We start from the raw sequence: 18,074 nt of genomic DNA, 5'->3' as shown, positions 1-18,074 counted from the left end.
GGTCAAAATGACCTGATGTAACAAATCCGGCCCTGCGTGCGCTATGCGTTCGCAGGGCCGGATATTCGAGTCGGGAAGAATTGCGGGTCAACGTAGCTCATGAGTGATTCAGCGAGTCAGGTAAGCAGCCGGAAGGCGCGCGTCGCGTCGTCGACGGCGTCGTTGCTCGAACGAACAGCCGTCGTGGCGAAGGATTTCGGGCGCACGGATCTGGTGCGCCGACTCGAGAACGCTCAGGTGAGAGTCAACGACCCGCGTATTCGCATCGTGGTGGTCGGACCCCTCAAGCAGGGCAAGAGCCAGTTCGTCAATTCTCTGCTAGGCATCGACGTGTGCTCGGTCGGTGACGACGAGACCACGGCCGTGGCGACGGTAGTTCAGTACGCGGAGACCGCGGTCGCCGAACTGATTCTCGCCGATCCGGGTGCGGCGCCCATTCGGGTGCCCCTCCCGCTCGAGGAACTGATGGGGATCACCCCGGCCACGCCTCGCGCCGAAGGGCGTGAGGTTCTGCGTGTGGAAGTGGGTGTTCCCAGTCCGCTGTTGGCCGACGGTTTGGTTCTGATCGACACCCCTGGTGTCGGCGGTCATGGAAATCCTCATGCTGCAGGAACATTGGGATTGATCACTGCGGCCGATGCAGTGTTGGTTCTGTCGGACTCCAGCCAGGAGTTCACCGAACCGGAGCTGGGATTCATCCGCCAGGTCGTCAATCTGTGTCCTGCGGTAGCCGGGCTGATCAGCAAGACCGATCTGTACCCGCACTGGCGGCAGATCCTCGACGCCGATCGCGGACATCTCCAGCGTGCCGGGTTGGATCTGCCGCTCATTCCGATCTCCTCGGTACTGCGCTCGCACGCGCTGAGGCTGGGGGACAAGGAACTCGAAGCGGAATCCGGATTCTTGGACCTCTATCAGTTCTTGCGGGACAACGTCGTTGCGCGTGCCGAATCGAATACTCGACGCGCAGTTGCGATGGATGTGCGTTCTGCGGCAGCGCATCTGACGTTGGAGATGGGCAGTGAGCTTGCGGCGCTGAAGGATCCGTCGACCGCTCAGGCAGCGGTCGCGGGACTGCAGCGTGCCCGGGCAGCGGCCGAGGAACTGCACAAGAAGACCTCACTGTGGCAGCAGAGCCTCGGTGACGGCATCGCAGACCTCGCCGCCGACATCGATCACGACCTCCGGGACCGGTTGCGCCGGGTGACCCGCCAGGCCGAGGAGACGGTCGACGAAGGCGATCCCGGTAAGGACTGGGACGTCGTGGGGGAGTGGCTCGAACAGGAGATCGCCACCGCGATCGGTGACAACTTCGTGTGGGCGCATGATCGCGCACAGTGGCTGGCAGAAGTTGTGGCGCAGCACTTTGCGGAGACCGGTGACGTCGCGCTCCCGCATCTCGACGTCGCCGACACCGACGGTTTCCTGGAACCGGTCGGTGCATTGGCGGACCTCGAATCCGGCCGAATCGGCATCACTCAGAAAGTCCTGGTCGGCATGCGCGGCTCGTACGGCGGCGTGCTCATGTTCGGCTTGATCACCACGATGATGGGCATGGCTCTGGTCAACCCGATCTCCATCGGCGCCGGGGTTCTGCTGGGCACCAAGGCTTATCGTGAAGACAAGCAGGCTCAGGTGCTCAAGCGTCGCGCTGAGGCGAAAGCGGCTATCCGACGGTTTGCCGACGACGTCAGCTTCCAGGTGGGCAAGGAGTCGAAGGATCGCCTACGCCTGGTGCAGCGGCTGTTGCGTGATCACTTCACCGACATCGCCGAGCAGGCGTTGCGCTCGATCAACGAATCCCTCCGCGCCACTCAGGAAGCCGCGCAGTTGGAGTCGAGTGAACATGCCGCTCGGATCAAGCGTCTGGAGACCGACATGCGCGTCGTCGCGGAGCTCGACGCCGTTGCCGGAACGCTGATCGGCGAAACTCCCGCTCCTGCCTCGGCAAAGGTGACCAACGCATGAATGCCACGACCACCGTGACCGCAGTGGAGTCGGCACACGCCCTGATCGACCACGCCAGACGTGCCTACGCCGATCAGCCGCAGACGCGCGCCCAGTTGGAAGAATGTGCGGCCAGGCTCGACGAGCCACTCCGGGTGGCGCTCGCCGGCTCCCTCAAAGCGGGTAAGTCGACGCTGCTCAATTCGCTTGTCGGACAGGATATAGCGCCTACCGACGCGACGGAATGCACACGCGTCGTCACCTGGTATCGGAACGGGACGACGCCGCAGGTGACCGCGACGGCCGAGAACGGTGCCGAGTTCAACGTGCCGGTGACGCGCCGCGACGGCAGGCTCACGTTCGATCTGGGCGAGTACACCGCAGACTCGGTGGACCGCATCGACGTCGACTGGCCGTCTTCGGCATTGGCTCGTACGACGATCATCGACACACCGGGCACTTCGTCGCTCTCGACCGAGGTCTCGGCCCGCACCTGGGACATGCTCGTTCCCGACGGTGAGGCACCAGGCGCGGATGCAGTGGTCTACCTCCTGCGGGCTCTCAACGCCAGTGACATGCAGTTCCTCGGGAAGATCGCGGATCACGTGGGCGGAGAATCCGGGCCACTCGGAGTGATCGGAGTTCTCTCGCGTGCCGATGAGGTCGGCGCAGGCAGGCTCGACGCGTTGTCTTCGGCGAAGGACGTCGCGGCGCGATTTGCCGAGGAGTTGGAGCGAACCGGCCTGTGCCAGTCGGTGGTTCCGGTGGCAGGTCTGCTCGCGCTCGCTGCTCGGACGATGAGGCAGAGCGAGTTCGCGGCCTTCTCGGCGCTCGCGCAGGTTCCGGCCGAGGATCTGAGCCTTGCGCTCCTCTCCGCGGATCGCTTTGCCAGGCAGGACAGTCCGCTGCCGGTCGATGCGGCCATGCGGGCGCAATTGGCCGATCGGTTCGGGCTCTTCGGAATTCGCCTCGCCGTGACGTCGATCAAGTTGGGGGCCACTGATTCACCGTCCCTGGCGGCCGAATTGTTGGAGCGCAGCGGCCTGGACGAACTGCGTCAGGTGATCGACGTTCAATTCGGGCAGCGGGCAGATCAGCTCAAATCGCACACGGCGCTGGTGACGCTGGGAAGAATCCTCGAAGCCGATCCGAGCGAGGAAGGCGATCAGATCGCGGCGGAGGCGCAACGGTTGCTTGCCGATGTTCACGGCTTTCACGAACTTCGCCTGCTCGGGCGTCTTCGTTCGGTACACACGGATCTGCCACCCGACGACCTGGCACAACTGCAAAGACTGATCGGCGGCTACGGAATCCGGGCAAGTGACCGGTTGGGCTGCGAACCGGAAGAATCGCCGGAGGTGCAGCGTGCGCGGGCCACGGCGGCTGTCCGCAGATGGCGCGAGTTGTCCAGACATCCGCTCTTCGACAGGTTCACCTCGCGCGCCTGCCTGGTCGCCGCCCGCAGCGCCGAGGGCGTCCTGGCTGAAATTGTGCCCGAATAGGGACCCGTTCACTATGCGAGCGCCGGACGAGGGTTCTATCTTGAGTTCGGGATGATCCGGACATAACTACCAGGTTCGGGTCCCACCTCGATGGGAGCACGCGCATGGCGAGTGACATCAAGTCCGCTTCACCGGATCGAGCCACCCTCGTCCTGGGGACGCTCATCCTGGTCGCTGCGGTCGCGAACCTCAATCTCTCGGTCGCGAATGTCGCTTTGCCCGATATCGGGCGGGCTTTCGACGCCAGTCAGACGCAACTGAACCTGATCGCGGTCGGCTACTCGCTGGGCCTGGCCGGAACGGTGCTCTACCTGGGGGCCTTGGGAGACCGATACGGCCGCAAGATGTTGCTGGTCACCGGCATGGCGCTGTCCATTCCGGCGTCGATCGTGGCGGGATTCGCCGGGAACTTCGAAGTGCTGTTCCTCGCTCGGATAGTCGGAGGCGTCTCGGCAGGTCTGGCGTTCCCGACCACGCTGGCAATCATCACGGCGTTGTGGGCCGGACCGGCACGAACCAAGGCGATTGCCATGTGGTCGGCAATCGGTGGCGCGATTTCAGCACTCGGTCCGATCGTCTCGGGGGCGCTGCTCGAGCAGTTTCACTGGGGTTCGGTCTTCTTTGTCACCCTTCCCTTGGCCCTTGTGGCACTGATCTGTTCCCTGGTGTTGGTTCCCGCTCACGTCAACGAGACGACCGAGCGAGTCGATCACCTCGGCGGCATAGTGTCGATCGTCTTCATCGGGGCGCTGGTGTTGTCCATCAACTTTGCGCCGGTGAAGGGTTCGGGCACGTTGGCTCTGGTGCTCGGGGCGATAGCAGTTGTCGCGGGTATCGGGTTCTTCCTGCAACAGCGACGCGCGGCCAATCCGCTGTTCGATCTTCACGTAGCTGCGCGCCCGACCTTCTGGGTCGCGGCGGTGGGTGGGTTGGTCGTGTTCGGTTCGCTCATGGGCGCGATGTTCATCGGCCAGCAGTTCCTGCAGAACGTCCTCGGGTACTCGACGCTGGCAGCCGGTGCGGCGATCATTCCGGCTGCGCTGGCGATGGTGATCGTCGCGCCGCGCTCGGCGACCATGATCGAAAGGTACGGCGCCCGCGTCACGCTGCTCGCCGGCTACCTGTTCGTGGTTCTCGGTTTGTTCGTCGCGCTGTTCCTGTGGAACGAAAGCACACAGTATTGGCAGGTCGCGCTGGCCTATGCGCTTGTCGGCATCGGCGTCGGTCTGGCCGGCACACCGGCATCGCGTTCGCTGACCGGATCCGTTCCCGTGCACCGCGCTGGTATGGCGTCGGGAACCTCGGACCTGCAACGCGACCTGGGCGGCGCCATCATGCAGTCGATTCTCGGCGGAATACTCACGGCCGGGTACGCAAAATCGTTGGGAAATGCGATCTCGTCCTCGCCGAACGCATCCGAAGTGACTCCCGAAACTCAGGCCGCGCTCACCAAATCCTTCTCCAGCGCCGAAGTTCTCGCGGAACGCTACCCGCAATACGCGGACCAAATCATGACCGCCGCCAAAAACGCCTTCCTGGACGGGGATACAAACGCCTACATCGCGGCGATCATCATCGTGTGTGCCGGTGCCGCGGTGGTGACGTTCTTCTATCCGCGTCGCGAGCGCGAACGAGTCCTGCTGGCGCAGTACGCAGCGGAATCCGATCTAGCCGCGGAGAAGAGTTGAGCGCGCTCTGGTAGTGATGAGGGATGCCACAGCTACTTCACATCGATTCGTCCGCCGAACTCCACCACTCGACCTCACGTGATCTGACCGCACTGTTCGCTCAGCAGTGGTCGAAGAACAGTCCGGATCACACGACGGTGACGTTGGACCTGCACCGGGATCCCTTGCCGCACCTCGCGGACGCGGCCCTGCACTATGCACCACGCTTGCGAGTCGAGGGCGAGATTCCGGATCCCGCCGCGGAAGCACTCCAGGCTCGGGTCATCGAGCAACTTACCGCTGCAGACGTCGTCGTGATCGGTGCGCCGATGTACAACTGGTCGATCCCGTCCACGTTGAAGGCGTGGATCGACTACGTACACGTCCTGGGGACTACGGTGCCTTTCGACACGCGTACTCAGCCTCTGGCAGGTAAGCCGGTGGTGATCGTCTCCAGCCGCGGAAACACCTATGCGCCGGGCTCGGGAAACGAGGCCAACGATCACACCGTCCCGCCACTCGTTCAGGTGCTCGGGGTGTCGATGGGAATGGATGTCTCCGTCATCACCGCGGAACTGACTTTGGCGCAACGTATTCCGGCGATGGCACCTCTGATCGAGCAGGGTGACGCGAGCCTGCGTGCTGCCCGGGAGTCGTTGACCGAGCTGGCCCGTACCTTGGGGGCCTGATCAAGAAGTTCGACCGGGTTCAGGTGAGAGACGAGATCATCGACGCCACGTCTGACGGTTCTACGTCGTAACCGGGGAAATAGCAGCACACTTCGTCGGCATGTTCGCCGAACCGCCGCCGAATCTCGGTGGCGCACTCTTCGGGAGTGCCGACGACGGCGAGTGTGGTCAGCATCGGATCGGTGATCAGCGACGCCATCTCGGTGTAGCCACCTCGCTTCGACAGGGCATTGAGTTCCGGTTGGACCTCGCCCCACCCTTCGACGTCGAGCACCGGACGGTATGCGGGCGTCGAACCGTAGAACGAGAGCAGGGCTCGGACGCCTCTGGCGGCCGCGGCAAGTTGATCGTCGCCGCGGCCGACGCCGACGATGACCTGCGGGATGATCGTGAATTCGTCTCGGGTGCGGCCGGATTCGCGAAGACCGGCACCGACGGCCGGAAGTGTTCGTTCGAGGAAATGACGTTGCGTGTGGAACGGCATGACCAGTAGTCCGTCGGCCACCTCGGCAGCTGTCCTGGTCATCACCGGTCCGAGCGCACCCATCAGGATGGGCGGCGGCCCATAGGGGTTGGGGCCTGGATCGAACGTCGGAGGCATCAACGTGTGGGTGAAGAACTCGCCGCGGAAGTTCAGCGTCGAGGTGTTCTCCCACGCAGTGAAGATCGCCTTGACCGCTGCGACAGTCTCCTTCATGCGGGCCGCCGGACGCGACCACGTTGCGCTGTAGCGTTTTTCGATGTGCGGTTTGATCTGCGATCCGAGGCCAAGTCGAAAGTGGCCGCGACTGAGCAACTGCAGGTCGTTGGCCGAATGCGCCAGATGCATGGGACTGCGGGGGAATGCGATGGCGACGTTGGTCATCAGGTCGAGGTCGACGGCCGATGCTGCTTCGACGAGCGGGAAGAACACGTCGTGTGGTCCCTCGAACGTGAACAGGCCACCGGCGCCGGTCTCCGCGAGTTCACGGCTACGAGCAGCGCCCGCGCCCGGCGCGGAGTCCAGTTGTACGTGAACCTTCATCGGCGTCCCCGCAGCCAGGTGCTGACACCGGGAGCGAACGGAGCGATCGCCGCCACCGCGACCAGGGCGCAGTAGAGAATCGGACCCCATCTCAGAACTCCGGCGCCGATGTCTGCTGCGCCGTCGACCAGAGACATGAAGCCGAGTCCGGCCGCGATGCTCAGGACTCCCACGATCGCCGTCATCACCCGCCCGGCGTTCTTGCGTGCGCGGAGGAGTTGAAGGCTCAAAAGTGCGAGCAGGACCAGGACGAGAGCGCCGCCGCCGCTGCCGGCGAGTACGACGGTCACGGCATCGGAGATGTCGGTGGACGAGTATCCGGGATTGTCGCGCGCAGTCGATTCTTCGAGAGCCGACCGGACGTCGTCGAGGCTGGTGACTACCACTCCGGCGATTCCGGCCAGGACGACGAACGAGCCGATCCAGGCAGAGGTGGACAATGTCACGGCTTTGGGTGTCTCGTCGCTCGCTGCAGGTCGGAGCGGCCGAACCGAGACGTCGGGTCGCTCGGGTGCCGGGCGTGGAGGTGACGGGCGAGGAGGTCGCGCGGGAGAATTGTCGGGATCGGTCACCGGCCGATCGTAGCCATTCGGAGAGATACGGAAGTGATGTGGCGCACTTTTCCGGCTTTTCGGGGAAGGCGGGAACAAATCTACGTGGGCTGTAGTTGACCATTTCGACAAGCTTGAGCGCCCTCGGCTCAACTTCAAGTTGACTCTCGGCCACGGTCGGAGGCAAACTTGAGCGGAGGACGCTCACCAAGCGAAAAACTCGCGGTCATGTTCGAGATCAACCACTCGGGCAGAGAACCGCAGAACGAAAGGTAGGAACACTATGGCTCGTGCAGTCGGTATCGATCTCGGTACGACCAACTCGGTAGTTGCAGTGCTGGAGGGCGGCGAGCCCGTAGTGGTCGCCAACGCCGAAGGCTCACGTACCACCCCCTCGGTGGTCGCATTTGCCAAGAACGGCGAGGTTCTCGTCGGTCAGCCCGCGAAGAACCAGGCAGTCACGAACGTCGACCGCACCCTCCGCTCCGTCAAGCGCCACATCGGCACTGACTGGAACGTGGAAATCGACGGCAAGAAGTACACGCCGCAGGAAATCAGCGCCCGCACGCTCATGAAGCTCAAGCGTGACGCGGAGGCTTACCTCGGCGAAGACATCACCGACGCCGTCATCACCGTCCCCGCGTACTTCGAGGACGCACAGCGTCAGGCAACCAAGGAAGCCGGCCAGATCGCCGGCCTCAACGTCCTTCGTATCGTCAACGAGCCCACCGCGGCTGCACTGGCATACGGACTCGACAAGGGTGACACCGAGCAGACCATTCTGGTCTTCGACCTCGGTGGCGGCACCTTCGACGTCTCCCTGCTCGAAATCGGCGACGGTGTCGTCGAGGTTCGCGCAACCTCCGGTGACAACCACCTCGGTGGCGACGACTGGGACGAGCGCGTCGTCGCTTGGCTGGTCGACAAGTTCAAGGCTCAGAACGGCATCGATCTGACCAAGGACAAGATGGCCCTGCAGCGTCTGCGTGAGGCTGCGGAGAAGGCGAAGATCGAGCTCTCCAGCTCGCAGAGCACCTCCATCAACCTCCCGTACATCACGGTCGACGCGGACAAGAACCCGCTCTTCCTGGACGAGCAGCTCACCCGCAGCGAGTTCCAGAAGATCACCTCGGACCTGCTCGATCGCACTCGTGCGCCGTTCCAGGCAGTGATCAAGGACAGCGGAATCGCCGTCAAGGACATCGACCATGTCGTGCTCGTCGGTGGCTCCACCCGTATGCCGGCCGTCTCCGATCTGGTTCGTGAACTGACCGGTGGCCGTGAGCCCAACAAGGGCGTCAACCCGGACGAGGTCGTCGCCGTCGGCGCCGCACTCCAGGCCGGTGTGCTCAAGGGTGAGGTCAAGGACGTTCTGCTCCTCGACGTCACGCCGCTTTCCCTCGGCATCGAAACCAAGGGTGGCGTGATGACCAAGCTCATCGAGCGCAACACCACGATCCCCACGAAGCGTTCCGAGACCTTCACCACCGCTGACGACAACCAGCCTTCGGTGCAGATCCAGGTCTTCCAGGGTGAGCGCGAAATCGCTTCGCACAACAAGCTGCTCGGCTCCTTCGAGCTCACCGATCTGCCGCCCGCCCCGCGTGGCGTTCCGCAGATCGAGGTCACCTTCGACATCGACGCCAACGGCATCGTGCACGTGACGGCGAAGGACAAGGGCACCGGCAAGGAAAACACGATCAAGATCCAGGACGGCTCCGGTCTGTCCAAGGAAGAGATCGAGCGCATGGTCAAGGATGCCGAGGCTCACGCCGAGGAAGACAAGGCCCGTCGCGAAGAGGCAGAGGTTCGCAACCAGGCCGAGTCGCTGGTCCACCAGACGGAGAAGTTCGTCAAGGAGCAGCGTGAAGGTGAGAACGCGGGCAAGGTCTCCGAGGAGATCCTGACCAAGGTCGAGGCAGCGGTCAAGGACGTCAACGACGCCCTGGCAGGCACCGACATCGCTGCAGTGAAGACCGCAGTGGAGAAGCTGGGCACCGAGTCGCAGGCTCTGGGCCAGGCCATCTACGAGGCTTCCGCTGCAAACGAGGCCGGAAACACCGACGGCGCAGGCAATGACGACGACGTCGTCGACGCCGAGGTTGTCGACGAGCCCACCGACTCGGACAAGAAGTGACCTCGGACAACCCCGAGAACAACCCGGTCGACCCCGAGACCGGTGCACAGGGAGAGGCGGCGGGGGAATCCCTGCCGCCGCTCGACTCGGAAGACACAGGGGTAGTTCAGGAAGCAGAGTCGATCGTGGAGGAAGCATCCGCCACCGATCAGCTCGCCGAACGGACTGCGGATCTGCAGCGACTTCAGGCGGAGTTCACCAACTACCGTCGTCGCGTCGAGCGTGACAAGCAGGTCATCAAGGAAACCGCGCGGGCTTCGGTCATCACCGAGCTCATCGGAATTCTCGACGACCTGGATCGCGCTCGGGCACACGGTGACCTCGAATCGGGTCCACTGCGTGCACTCGCAGACAAACTCAACACGACTCTGACGGGTCTGGGTTTGACCGACTTCGGTAGCGAGGGTGACGATTTCGATCCCGCACTCCACGAAGCGGTGCAACATGAAGGCGAAGGCCACGACCCGGTACTCGGGACGGTCATGCGCAAGGGATACAAGCTCGGCGACCGGGTCCTTCGGACCGCAATGGTGGCCGTGACGGACCGGGTAGGCGACAAGCCTGCAGACGGTTCAGAACAAGAAGCGAAGTAAGAGTGAGAGGAGGAGACGCCCAGTGAGTCAACGGGAGTGGATCGAGAAGGACTTCTACAAGGAGCTGGGCGTCTCGTCCACCGCGACGGCCGACGAAATCAAGAAGGCGTATCGCAAGCTGGCTCGGGATCTTCATCCCGACGCCAACCCTGACGATGTGAAGGCCGAAGAGCGTTTCAAGTCCGTCAGTGAAGCTCATGCCGTTCTGTCTGATCCGGACAAGCGCAAGGAGTACGACGAGGCTCGGCGCCTCTTTGCCAGCGGCGGCTTCGGCCCCCGCGCGCAGGGCGGCGGCGGATTCAACCCCGGCGCTGGTGGTTTCGACATCAACGACCTGTTCGGCGGCGGGGCCGGTGGGCAGGACTCGGGTCTCGGAGACATCTTCGGCGGATTGTTCAACCGCGGGGGAGCGGGCCAGCGAACAGCTGCGCCCAACCGCCCGCGTCGAGGCAAGGATCTCGAGACCGAGACGACGCTCGCCTTTCGTGAAGCAGCGCTCGGTGTCACCGTCCCTCTTCGTCTGACCAGCCCTACGTCGTGCACCACGTGTCACGGCAGCGGCGCAAAGCCAGGCACCAGCCCGCGAGTGTGCCCACATTGCAACGGAACCGGCGTGGTCAGCCGGAACCAGGGCGCCTTCGGATTCAGTGAGCCGTGTGACGATTGCCGGGGAACCGGCTCGATCATCGACTCGCCGTGTGAAGACTGCCACGGTAGCGGCGTCACCAATCGCACACGGACCATCACGGTTCGCGTGCCTGCCGGTGTGAGCGACGGTCAGAAGATCAGACTCAAGGGCAAGGGCGAAGCGGGACTCCGCGGCGCTCCGGCCGGCGACCTGTTCGTCAACATCCGCGTCAAGCCGGACAGTGTCTTCGGACGCAACGGCGACGACCTGACACTGACGGTTCCGGTGAGCTACGGCGAGCTGGTGCTGGGAACGACACTGTCCGTGCCGACTTTGGAAGGCCGTGTCGGAGTGAAGGTTCCGGCTGGAACGGTGGACGGACGCATTCTGCGAGTTCGCGGACGCGGTATCCCCAAGCGGCCGGACGGTGCCGGTGACCTTCTGGTCACGGTCAAGGTATCCGTTCCGCAGAAGTTGGACGACCCGGCGATCGAAGCGCTGAAAACCTATCTCGAAGCCGAGAAGGCGAGCGGGTTCGATCCACGGGCCGGGTGGGCCGGTGCATGATGACAGAGCGACCGCAGAATCAATGGGATGCGACGGTCGATCCTGACGCTCAGATCTTCGTGATCTCGGTGGCAGCCGAGTTGGCCGGAATGCACGCGCAGACTTTGCGTAACTACGACCGACTCGGGTTGGTCACCCCGCATCGAACCACCGGTGGCGGACGACGCTACTCCCCGCGCGATGTTGCGCTTCTTCGTGAAGTACAACGGCTTTCGCAGGACGAGGGAGTCAACCTTGCCGGAATCAAACGAATCATCGAACTGACCAACCAGGTCGAGGCTCTGCAGCATCGCGTCCGCGAATTGGCCGAGGAGATCGCGAAAGTCCATGCGGGCTATCGCCGGGATCTCGTGCCGATTCCGCGCAACAACGCGTTGGTGGTCTGGAAGCCCCGCAACCAGCGATAGTCGGACCTTTACACAAACGGCTCCACGCCCTGTCGGATTCATTTCGTCGAATCCGCCAGGGCGTGGAGCCGTTTCGGCGTTTCCACCCAGCGGGAAGAGATCTGTCGACGCCGCCTCAATGTGCATAGCGTCCGCTTCCATGACTCCACTTTTCAGCGTTTGACGTTATCCAGATCACATTCTATGCTCCATCCCAAGCAACTGCTTGCTAGATCATCAAGCGGGTGCTTGGTTGGCTGGTGCTCGAAATCAGGCACGTCCACCGGCCGATCATTCTTTCGTCAGGTATTCGCCTGACGTTCGGTGCATACATGTGTTCTAGGAGTGCAGACATGAATCGTCGGCCCATTCTTGTTGCGGCAGTTGCCGTGACGGCTCTGGCTCTTGCAGGGTGCAGTGGTTCTTCGGAGTCCGACGGAGGTGCGGACTCGCCCTACCGTGTGCTGCTGACCGGCGGGATCAGTGCACAGGGAGTCCTCGCGGCTAATTCGCAGACCTCGCTGCTCGCCACCAAGGCGGGCGTTCAGGTCCAGAACGAAGCCGGGGGGATCGGTGGCCGTCAGATCGAGCTCACTACGGTGGACGACGCGGGTGACGCAACCATCGCCGTCACCAAGCTGCGCGAAGCCATCAATTCGGGGAACAAGCCTGACCTCTACCTGAACTCGGGTCCGTCGTCGATCGCGGCTGCGGTTCTGCCGATCCTCAAGCAGAACAACATTCTCTCGATGAGCATGGCTCCCTCGCCCGATTCGACGGACCCCTCGAAGTTCCCGCTCAACTTCGATCTGGCTCCGGGTGCGACCGATACCGCTCGCGGAATTTCCGAGTACGCGAAGTCCAAGGGTTACAGCAGCGTCGGAGTCTTGCACGGCAGCACCGCTTACGGTGAGCTGTTCGGCGAAGAAATGACCAGTGCTTTGCAATCCGCAGGTCTGAAGGCCGCCGGTAACGAGGAGTACGACGCCGCCGCTTTGGACATGACGGCGCAGTTGCAGTCGCTCAAGAATTCGGGTGCCGCGGCAATCGCCTTGGATGCGTACGGCGCTCCTCTCGGATACGTGTTGCAAAGCCTCGAGCGACTCGGCTGGGACGTGCCGCTGGTCGGAAACACCTCGGTGTCTGCCACCAACCTGATCGCGAATGATCCGCCGGCCGGTGTGCTCGGCACCCCGCAGGTGAAGAACCTGGTGACGCAGGTGTTCAGCAGCACGGTGTTCGATCCGAACAACGCACTCGTCAACACGATGGTGGACACGATGGCTTCGCTGGGCTCCATCCCGTCGACGCTGATCCTCGCAGACAACTACGACGCATTCCCCCTCGTCGCGGCGGCAGCGGAGAAGGTCGGCAGTTCGACCGATCCGAAGAAGCTCGCCGAAGCACTGGAAACCACTGAGGTCCAGGAGAATGCCAAGACCGCATTCCTCTCGCGCTACAACTTCAGCTCCGACAACCACGGCCCGAACCCGGACACCAGCGAGCTGAAGTTCATCAGCCCGACGAAGACCCTCAACGGTCAGTTCGGAAACCCGGCTGCGTCATGACCATTCTGTGGTCCGGATTGGCGCTCGGCGCGGTTTACGTGCTGGTTGCCATCGGGTACAACATCGTTTTCGTTTCCTCCAACACATTCAACTTCGCTCAAGCTCAGCTGATGATGGTGGGCACCTTTGTCGCCTACACGGGTCTGGTGACCCTGAAACTCCCCGTTCTCGTGGTGGCCGTCATGGCTACCGTGACCGTGATGCTCCTCGCCTCGGTCGAGGAGATCGTCGCGATCAGACCGGTGGCCGATCACCAGAACCAGTTGGTCACGACGTTGGGTGTCGCAACTCTGCTCAACGGCGCCACTCAATTGATCTGGGGTAGTGAACCTCTCACGGTTCCGTTCTTCGGATCGAACGAACCGATCACCCTGCTCGGCGGCCGTACCTACCCGGTCGAGATCGCTCTGCTGGTTGCGGCGATCGCACTGGTCGTCGGGTTGAGTTACGTCTCGAAGAAAACGATGACGGGTCTGGCTCTGATCGGCATCTCCGAGGATCGTGAAGCGGCGATGCTGCGAGGAGTCAACGTACGACGGTTGGCACTGGGAGCGTTTGCCTTCTCGGGTGCCTTGGCCGGTGTCCTCGGACTCTTCGTCGGCCCCAAGACGTTTGCAGTTGCGACGTTGGGTGCAGCGTTGGCCCTCAAGGGATTCGTGGCGTTGGCGATCGGCGGGTTCGGCTCTCTGCCTGGCGCTTTGATCGGCGGTCTGACCGTCGGCCTGGTGGAATCGTTCACCGCCCTGTGGGCGGGAAGTCAGTACAGCAATATCGCCGTCTTCACGGTGCTGATCGTCATCTTGATGGTCAAACCGGCTGGACTGTTCGGCAATGTCCGAGAACGGGTGGTGTGAGATGGTAAGTGCGTGGCGGACTTTCCGTTCCCTACCGAGCTGGATCATCCCACTCGTCCTGGCCGTGGTGATCCTGCTGCTGCCCGTGATGGGACTCGACCTGTCGACATCACGTCAGATTCAATTGGCCTGCATCCTGGCACTTGTGGTCAGTGGCCTGAACTTGAGCCTCGGCTTTGCCGGTGAACTGGCACTCGGCCAGGCAGCGATGTACGCGGCCGGTGCCTACACCGCGGGTCTGATGTCCCAGGCAGGTCACACCGACATTCTGCTTCAGCTTGCTGCCTCCGGAGCAGTGGCACTGGCGGTCGGAATCCTGACCGGTGTTCCCGGTCTGCGCCTGGGCAACTGGTCCCTGGCGATGACGTCGTTCTTCCTGGTTCTGCTGGTACCGGACGTACTGGCGATCTTCGGTGGCAAGACCGGCGGCCGAAACGGCCTCACCGGTATGGAGCCGCCGACGTTCTTCGGTTCCGAACTCGACACCCAGCAGTACTACATGGTGGTCGTCGTCGTGACCGTGCTCTGGTTCGCGGTGATGCGTAACCTGGTGGTCTCGCGGCACGGCATCGCGTTCCGCACGCTCAAGCAGTCGCCGGTTCTGGCGTCGTCGCAGGGTGTATCGGTGTACCGGATGAAGCTGCTCGGTTATGCCATCGGTGCGTTCCCCGCCGGTCTGGCGGGTGCGCTGTTCGCCAACACCGACCTGTTCATCTCGCCGGAAGCCTTCGGGTTCACCTTTGCCACAGCAGTTCTGGCGGCGTCGATCCTCGGCGGTGCGGCAAGTGTGTACGGCGCCGTGGTCGGTGCCGCGATCATGCAGCTCGGTCCCAACCAGTCGACGGCGTTCCAGGAGTATTCGCTGATCTTCTACGGCGGCTTCCTGATCATCGGCGGTGTGCTTCTCTCCGGGGGTTTGACCAAGGTCGGGCGAGCGATCGTCTCGAAACTCGATCGCAAGGCCGGACTGGGCGTAGTCACCGCAAAGGAAAACAGCGGTGGGACACCGGAACTGGCGCCGATCAACGGAGCACGGTTGGTGGTCGACGGAGTGTCCAAAGCGTTCGGTGGCAACCAGGCGCTCAATGCGGCAACCCTGACCGCAGAGGCCGGTAAGGTCACCGCGTTGATCGGGCCCAACGGTTCGGGTAAGACGACCATGCTCAACATGATCTGCGGCTTCTACACCGCAGATGCGGGCGTGATCACGATCGGTGACACGGTGGTCTCGCAGTCGTCGCCGCACAAGGTGGCGCGCGTGGGTGTGGCGCGCACGTTCCAAACTCCGACGATTCCGGAAAACATCACGGTTCTGGAAGCTGTTGCATCCGGACGTTATTCGGTGCACCGAGCGTCGATGGCGTCGGCTGTGCTTCGCCTGCCCAGCTTCCGCAGGATCGCGAAGGCCGACATCGTCGAGGCCGAGCGTGTCCTCGAACTCGTGGGGATGTCGCACTTGCGCAACGAGATCGCGACGTCGCTGCCCCTGGGGATGCGTCGCATGCTCGAGGTTGCTCGCGCCGTCATCGCCGAACCGAGGGTCGTCCTCTTCGACGAGGTGGCATCCGGACTCGACGAGGACGAACTCGAACGCCTGGCAGATCTGATCCGGGTACTGCGAGATGCCGGGGCGACAGTGGTGTTGGTGGAGCACAACTTCCGCCTCGTCCTCTCGCTGGCCGACGAGATAGTCGTGCTGGCGCAAGGGCAGGTGATCGCGACCGGCGATGCGGCAACCATCGAACATCACCCACGCGTCTTGAGCGAGTACCTCGGAGTCAAGTCCGGTGACGAAGAAGCACTTCTCGAAGAAATCGGCGCGGTAGACCATCAGACCAGTGAGGTGAAGTGATGGAACCGATTCTGAAGGTCCGAAACTTGCAGACCGGGTACGGCGATCTGCGCGTCGTCTGGGATGTCTCGTTCGACGTCTATCCCGGTCAGGTGACCGCCCTGCTCGGACGCAACGGCGCAGGCAAGACGAGCACGCTCCGTGCCCTGTCCGGCCTCAACAAGGTGGCCTCCGGAACCGTCGAGATGGACGGCGCCGACATCACCGGAGTCCCCGCGCACAAACGGGTACGACAGGGGATGGCGTACGTGCAGGAGGGCAAGCGGGTCTTCCACAAGCAGACCGTCGAGCAGAACCTCCTGCTGGGCGGGTACACCCGCAAGGCAAAGCGCGGCGAGCTTATGGAATCCGTCGAATCGATGTACGAGATGTTCCCGATCCTGGGGGAGAAGCGTTCGCTTCCCGCCGGTTCCATGTCGGGCGGTCAGCAGCAGATGCTCGCGATCGGCGCAGCGCTGATGGCGCAGCCTAGGTTGCTCCTTCTCGACGAACCTTCGGGCGGTCTCGCTCCCGTGATCGTCGGTGAGGTGATGGACCGCGTCCAACAACTCAAGGAAACCGGCCTGGCTGTTCTACTGGTCGAGCAGGCAGTCGAGGCCGCGATGAGCGTCGCCGATCATGTCACGGTCCTCGACATCGGCAAGGTGGTTCTCGACGCCGATGCCAAGGACATCGACGACCTGGCAGTGCTCAAGGATGCGTACTTCGGACGCGTCTGAACGGCAATGACGACTTCAGCCCGGCCTCCTCGGCCGGGCTGAAGCCGTTTCCCGCTCCGTGGCACGGGCCCTAGCCGGCTCGGGGCCATCGATCTACCGTCCTGCAAACAACTCCCGCGAGAGGCAAACTCGATGACCACTGCTCCCGACGTGCTCGCCCCGGCGAAGCTCGGCCCGGTGACCCTTCGAAATCGAATCATCAAGTCCGCGACATTCGAAGGCAAAACTCCCGACGCCCTGGTCACCGACGAGCTGATCGAGTTCCATCGTCGCCCAGCCGCCGGCGGAGTCGGGATGTCCACCGTCGCGTATTGCGCCGTCGCACCGGAAGGGCGCACCGAATACGGCCAGCTCTGGATGCGGCCCGATGCCCTCCCCGGGCTTCGGCGGCTCACCGATGCCATTCACGCCGAAGGTGCTGCTGCGTCGGCGCAGCTCGGCCATGCCGGTCCCGTGGCGAATCAGAAGTCGACCGGACTGCCCGCGCTGGCACCGTCGAGTTCGTTCAATCCGTTGAGCATGAGGATGATTCGCACTGCCACGACAGCGGACATCACCAGAATTGCGGCGGCGCACGGGAGCGCTGCGCGACTTGCCGTCGAGGCAGGATTCGACGCCGTCGAGATCCACTTCGGTCACAACTATTTCGCGAGCTCGTTCCTGAGCCCGAAACTCAACCGTCGTAAGGACTCCTACGGCGGATCGCTGGAGAACCGGGCTCGCGTCGTACTCGAAACTGCACGCAGTGTGCGCGATGCCGTCGGTGACAAGATCGCGATCTTGGCCAAGCTGAACATGGACGACGGTGTGCCAGGCGGATTCTGGGTGGACGAAGCAATCCAGGTGGCGCAGTGGCTCGAAGCATCCGGAAGCGTCGACGCGCTCGAGTTGACGATGGGCAGTTCACTGCTCAACCCGATGTACCTGTTCAAGGGCGATGCGCCGATCCGCGAGTTCGCCGCCGCGATGCCGCAACCTGTTCGACTCGGTGTGCAGTTGGTGGGGAAGAGCATGTTGCATACCTATCCGTACAAGCCGTTGTTCATGCTGGAAGAGGCTCGGCAGATTCGTGCTGCGGTGAAGTTGCCGCTCGTGCTGCTCGGGGGTGTCACGGACAAAGCGGGCATGGATACCGCAATGGCGGAAGGGTTCGAGTTCGTCGCCATGGCACGGGCGCTGCTCAGAGAACCGGATCTGATCAATCGGATCGCGGCCGAATCCGATACCCAATCACTGTGCATCCACTGCAACAAGTGCATGCCCACGATCTTCAGTGGCGCCCGCTGCGTGTTGGTCGAACGCGTCTGAGCTGGTCAGCGCACACCACGTCCCGACATCCATGCGGATACCGGGTCGTGGGCCGTAGCGGATCAAGTTCGTGGTCGCATCA

General features: G+C 63.0%; 15 protein-coding genes. 13 read left to right on the top strand and 2 right to left on the bottom strand.

The features are described from left to right. Positions 1 to 99: 99 nt before the first annotated feature. The 4 genes from ASU23_RS19780 (at position 100) to ASU23_RS19765 (ending at position 5,805) form a co-directional block, all read left to right on the top strand. On the top strand, positions 100 to 1,968 hold the full coding sequence (locus ASU23_RS19780; RefSeq protein ID WP_007726689.1) for a dynamin family protein: 1,869 nt from the start codon (positions 100 to 102) through the stop codon (positions 1,966 to 1,968). Beyond that, positions 1,965 to 3,449: a dynamin family protein gene (locus ASU23_RS19775; RefSeq protein ID WP_042452229.1), complete on the top strand. Its 1,485-nt coding sequence runs from the start codon at positions 1,965 to 1,967 to the stop codon at positions 3,447 to 3,449. Before ASU23_RS19780 ends, ASU23_RS19775 begins: the two co-directional genes overlap by 4 nt. Before the next feature lie 104 nt (positions 3,450 to 3,553). Beyond that, entirely contained in the window at positions 3,554 to 5,137 is a 1,584-nt protein-coding gene (locus ASU23_RS19770) for an MFS transporter (protein WP_007726692.1), read from the top strand. 23 nt (positions 5,138 to 5,160) lie between these two features. Continuing rightward, positions 5,161 to 5,805, top strand: a complete 645-nt coding sequence (locus tag ASU23_RS19765) for an FMN-dependent NADH-azoreductase (protein ID WP_007726694.1) — start codon at positions 5,161 to 5,163, stop codon at positions 5,803 to 5,805. A 19-nt stretch (positions 5,806 to 5,824) separates the two neighbouring features. On the opposite strand, the gene ASU23_RS19760 is transcribed toward ASU23_RS19765, so the two are convergent. Further along, on the bottom strand, positions 5,825 to 6,829 hold the full coding sequence (locus ASU23_RS19760) for a TIGR03617 family F420-dependent LLM class oxidoreductase (RefSeq protein ID WP_042926298.1): 1,005 nt from the start codon (positions 6,827 to 6,829) through the stop codon (positions 5,825 to 5,827). Continuing rightward, positions 6,826 to 7,401 (bottom strand): hypothetical protein, encoded by a 576-nt coding sequence (locus tag ASU23_RS19755; protein WP_058038559.1) that lies wholly within the window; start codon positions 7,399 to 7,401, stop codon positions 6,826 to 6,828. Before ASU23_RS19755 ends, ASU23_RS19760 begins: the two co-directional genes overlap by 4 nt. 262 nt (positions 7,402 to 7,663) lie before the next feature. Between ASU23_RS19755 and dnaK the strand changes: the two genes are divergently transcribed. From dnaK to ASU23_RS19710, 9 genes are all read left to right on the top strand, one after another. Beyond that, the gene (dnaK, locus tag ASU23_RS19750) at positions 7,664 to 9,517 is read left to right on the top strand and encodes a molecular chaperone DnaK (protein ID WP_003944365.1); all 1,854 of its coding nucleotides are present in this window, start codon (positions 7,664 to 7,666) and stop codon (positions 9,515 to 9,517) included. Continuing rightward, positions 9,514 to 10,110, top strand: coding sequence for a nucleotide exchange factor GrpE (gene grpE / locus ASU23_RS19745; protein ID WP_003944430.1), 597 nt, complete (start codon positions 9,514 to 9,516; stop codon positions 10,108 to 10,110). The genes dnaK and grpE overlap by 4 nt, the downstream gene beginning before the upstream one ends. 22 nt (positions 10,111 to 10,132) lie before the next feature. After that, positions 10,133 to 11,305 carry a molecular chaperone DnaJ gene (gene dnaJ / locus ASU23_RS19740; protein ID WP_058038558.1) on the top strand — a complete coding sequence of 391 codons (1,173 nt, stop codon included), beginning with the start codon at positions 10,133 to 10,135 and terminating at the stop codon, positions 11,303 to 11,305. Then, positions 11,305 to 11,712 carry a helix-turn-helix domain-containing protein gene (locus tag ASU23_RS19735; protein ID WP_020906601.1) on the top strand — a complete coding sequence of 136 codons (408 nt, stop codon included), beginning with the start codon at positions 11,305 to 11,307 and terminating at the stop codon, positions 11,710 to 11,712. Before dnaJ ends, ASU23_RS19735 begins: the two co-directional genes overlap by 1 nt. A gap of 332 nt (positions 11,713 to 12,044) precedes the next feature. Continuing rightward, positions 12,045 to 13,259, top strand: a complete 1,215-nt coding sequence (locus ASU23_RS19730; RefSeq protein ID WP_058038557.1) for an ABC transporter substrate-binding protein — start codon at positions 12,045 to 12,047, stop codon at positions 13,257 to 13,259. Then, positions 13,256 to 14,113 (top strand): branched-chain amino acid ABC transporter permease, encoded by an 858-nt coding sequence (locus tag ASU23_RS19725; RefSeq protein ID WP_007726703.1) that lies wholly within the window; start codon positions 13,256 to 13,258, stop codon positions 14,111 to 14,113. The genes ASU23_RS19730 and ASU23_RS19725 overlap by 4 nt, the downstream gene beginning before the upstream one ends. Before the next feature lies 1 nt (position 14,114). Further along, positions 14,115 to 15,965, top strand: coding sequence for an ATP-binding cassette domain-containing protein (locus ASU23_RS19720; RefSeq protein WP_054781170.1), 1,851 nt, complete (start codon positions 14,115 to 14,117; stop codon positions 15,963 to 15,965). Continuing rightward, positions 15,965 to 16,684 carry an ABC transporter ATP-binding protein gene (locus ASU23_RS19715; protein ID WP_003944438.1) on the top strand — a complete coding sequence of 240 codons (720 nt, stop codon included), beginning with the start codon at positions 15,965 to 15,967 and terminating at the stop codon, positions 16,682 to 16,684. Before ASU23_RS19720 ends, ASU23_RS19715 begins: the two co-directional genes overlap by 1 nt. A gap of 132 nt (positions 16,685 to 16,816) precedes the next feature. Beyond that, complete coding sequence (locus ASU23_RS19710; protein ID WP_042452220.1) at positions 16,817 to 17,992, top strand: NADH:flavin oxidoreductase; 1,176 nt, start codon at positions 16,817 to 16,819, stop codon at positions 17,990 to 17,992. Positions 17,993 to 18,074: the final 82 nt, after the last annotated feature.

Source organism: Rhodococcus sp. KB6, assembly GCF_001445685.1.
GTDB classification, from domain to species: domain Bacteria; phylum Actinomycetota; class Actinomycetes; order Mycobacteriales; family Mycobacteriaceae; genus Rhodococcus_F; species Rhodococcus_F qingshengii.
Note: the sequence above shows the minus strand (reverse complement) of the source record. Positions and strands in the feature narration are given on the sequence as shown.

Excerpts from the sequence above, each read along its gene's own strand:
- ASU23_RS19765 (WP_007726694.1), top strand. The coding sequence starts at position 5,161 with ATGCCACAGCTACTTCACATCGATTCGTCCGCCGAACTCCACCACTCG.
- ASU23_RS19720 (WP_054781170.1), top strand. The coding sequence starts at position 14,115 with ATGGTAAGTGCGTGGCGGACTTTCCGTTCCCTACCGAGCTGGATCATC.
- ASU23_RS19760 (WP_042926298.1), bottom strand. The coding sequence starts at position 6,829 with ATGAAGGTTCACGTACAACTGGACTCCGCGCCGGGCGCGGGCGCTGCT.
- ASU23_RS19735 (WP_020906601.1), top strand. The coding sequence starts at position 11,305 with ATGACAGAGCGACCGCAGAATCAATGGGATGCGACGGTCGATCCTGAC.
- ASU23_RS19730 (WP_058038557.1), top strand. The coding sequence starts at position 12,045 with ATGAATCGTCGGCCCATTCTTGTTGCGGCAGTTGCCGTGACGGCTCTG.
- ASU23_RS19715 (WP_003944438.1), top strand. The coding sequence starts at position 15,965 with ATGGAACCGATTCTGAAGGTCCGAAACTTGCAGACCGGGTACGGCGAT.
- dnaK (WP_003944365.1), top strand. The coding sequence starts at position 7,664 with ATGGCTCGTGCAGTCGGTATCGATCTCGGTACGACCAACTCGGTAGTT.
- ASU23_RS19770 (WP_007726692.1), top strand. The coding sequence starts at position 3,554 with ATGGCGAGTGACATCAAGTCCGCTTCACCGGATCGAGCCACCCTCGTC.
- ASU23_RS19710 (WP_042452220.1), top strand. The coding sequence starts at position 16,817 with ATGACCACTGCTCCCGACGTGCTCGCCCCGGCGAAGCTCGGCCCGGTG.
- ASU23_RS19780 (WP_007726689.1), top strand. The coding sequence starts at position 100 with ATGAGTGATTCAGCGAGTCAGGTAAGCAGCCGGAAGGCGCGCGTCGCG.
- ASU23_RS19775 (WP_042452229.1), top strand. The coding sequence starts at position 1,965 with ATGAATGCCACGACCACCGTGACCGCAGTGGAGTCGGCACACGCCCTG.
- ASU23_RS19725 (WP_007726703.1), top strand. The coding sequence starts at position 13,256 with ATGACCATTCTGTGGTCCGGATTGGCGCTCGGCGCGGTTTACGTGCTG.